This is a genomic window from Pseudomonas sp. HMWF021, assembly GCF_003061005.1.
Lineage (GTDB): Bacteria > Pseudomonadota > Gammaproteobacteria > Pseudomonadales > Pseudomonadaceae > Aquipseudomonas.
The window spans coordinates 2,882-5,229 of sequence record NZ_QAIK01000172.1 but is presented as its reverse complement, the minus strand read 5'-3'; the positions used below and the strand labels follow the sequence as shown (position 1 = coordinate 5,229).

Annotated in this window: 3 protein-coding genes; all 3 read right to left on the bottom strand. The window is 59.5% G+C overall.

The annotated features are described in order from the left end of the window. Window positions 1-521: FAD-dependent oxidoreductase (locus DBR18_RS29900; protein WP_256588943.1), on the bottom strand; the 521-nt coding region annotated here is incomplete at its 3' end. A gap of 246 nt (window positions 522-767) precedes the next feature. Next, a complete protein-coding gene (locus DBR18_RS24845; RefSeq protein ID WP_108592300.1) occupies window positions 768-1,523 on the bottom strand; it encodes a DeoR/GlpR family transcriptional regulator in 756 nt (251 codons plus the stop codon). Between the two features lie 95 nt (window positions 1,524-1,618). Continuing rightward, window positions 1,619-2,348, bottom strand: a 730-nt coding sequence (locus DBR18_RS29895; protein ID WP_256588940.1) for an FGGY-family carbohydrate kinase, incomplete at its 5' end; no start/stop codon positions are given.

Below are 2,348 nucleotides of genomic sequence, written 5' to 3'. Positions count from 1 at the left end.
CCTTTTTCCCGGGCGGCCATGGCGTTGAGCACGACGAGGCGGGCGTCATCGACCCAGCAATCGGAGTATTCGAAGCCTTTGGTGATTTCGCTTTTCAGCGCGCTGTCGGCGCCGAATTTCAGGCTTTTCGAACCTGGCAGCTTTTCGCGCTTGCCGAGGTTGTCATAGAGGAACAGACCGGCGCGAATCATCCACGCCGGACGCAGGTGCGGGCGGTGCGGCAGCACGAAGCGCATCGGCTTGACGATGTGCGGCGCCTTGGCCAGCAGCACTTCGCGCTCGGCCAGTGCTTCACGCACCAGTCGGAATTCGTAATGTTCGAGGTAGCGCAGGCCACCGTGGATCAGCTTGCTGCTGGCCGACGAGGTGTGGCTGGCCAAGTCATCCTTTTCGCAAAGGAACACCGAGAGACCGCGACCGGCGGCATCCGCTGCGATCCCCACGCCATTGATCCCGCCGCCAATCACGGCAAGGTCGTAGATCTCGGAGATAGGGGGCGTACGCAAGGTAGAGGTGGACATCGGCTGGCCTCGGGCTCTTTTGATTTTCTGTCTTGGAAATCGAACATAAATGTTCATTTGCGAAAATGGTAGCCCATAAAGCCGCGCGCAGCCAGTCGCCTTCGATTGAAAAAACTCATCGAAGGACGGCAAAAAGAAAATTTTCGAACATTAAAAGCAAAAAGATCGCAGCCTGCGGCAGCTCCTACAGGTCAAATCGATCCATGTAGGAGCTGCCGCAGGCTGCGATCTTTTGATTTTGAGCGGTTAAACGACTTCCAGACGAATCTTGTGCTGGCTCAGCAACTGCGCCAACGCCGGCACCGGCTGCTGATCCGTCACCAGGCAATCAATCAGGCTGATCGGCCCCAACCGGATCATCGCATTGCGCCCGAACTTGCTCGAGTCCGCCGCCAGGATCACCTGCCGCGCATTGGCGATGATCGCCTGGGAAACCCGCACTTCCTGATAATCGAAGTCCAGCAGGCTGCCGTCTTCGTCGATGCCACTGATACCCACCAGCGCGAAATCGACCTTGAACTGGTTGATGAAGTCCACACTCGCCTGACCCACCAAACCGCCATCACGGCGCACGTTGCCGCCGGTCAGCAGCACATCGAAATCATCCTTGGCGCTGAGCATCGAGGCGACGTTCAGGTTGTTGGTGATGATTTTCAGGTGGCTGTGGTTGAGCAGGGCACGAGCAATCGATTCGGTGGTGGTGCCGATGTTGATGAACAGCGAGGCGTGATCGGGGATCTGTGCGGCAATGGCTTCGCCGATGCGTTGTTTTTCGTCGCGCATCTGGTCGGCGCGCATCGCATAGGCAGTGTTTTCGACGCTTGAATCATAGGCCGCGCCGCCATGGTAGCGGCGCAACAGATTGGCTTCCGCGAGCTGATTGATGTCGCGGCGGATGGTTTGCGGAGTAACAACGAACAGCGTCGCCATTTCCTCGATGCTCACATAGCCGCGTTCGCGGACCAGCTCGAGGATTTGCTGCTGACGGGGAGGCAGATTCATGGGGCTTCCTTTGGGCTGCCGTGCAAAATTTGCCCATGATGCCGCAGGAATCCGCTCCCTACCAGTTACATACGGTTACGAGTCCTCAGACTGGCTTATTCAGCGTCCTCACGTTCCCAGTCACGGGTACGGCTGACAGCCTTTTTCCAGCCTTTGTAGAGCTTCTCTTTCGCCGCTTCGTCCAGGCTTGGCTCGAACTCACGCTCGATCACAGCCTTGCCGCGCAGTTCTTCCAGGCTGCCCCAGAAACCGCACGCCAGACCGGCCAGATACGCCGCGCCCAGCGCTGTGGTTTCGCGCATTTGCGGGCGCTCGACCTGAGTGCCGAGGATGTCGGCCTGGAACTGCATGAGGAAGTTGTTGGCGACCGCACCGCCGTCCACGCGCAGGGCCTTGAGGCGTTCGCCGGAGTCCTGTTGCATGGCGTCGAGCACGTCACGGGTCTGATAGGCGATCGATTCCAGCGCGGCGCGGATGATGTGATCCACGCGCACGCCGCGGGTCAGACCGAACAGTGCGCCACGGGCATACGGGTCCCAGTAAGGGGCGCCCAGACCGGTGAAGGCCGGCACCAGGTAAACACCGTTGCTGTCCTTCACTTTATTGGCGAAGTATTCGGTGTCGTGGGCGTCGTTGATGATCTTCAGCTCATCGCGCAGCCACTGCACGGTCGAACCGCCGTTGAACACCGCGCCTTCCAGGGCGTAAGCCACTTCGCCACGCGGGCCGCAAGCGATGGTGGTGAGCATGCCGTGTTGCGATTTCACCGCTTTGTCGCCGGTGTTCATCAGCAGGAAGCAGCCGGTGCCGTAGGTGTTTTTCGCC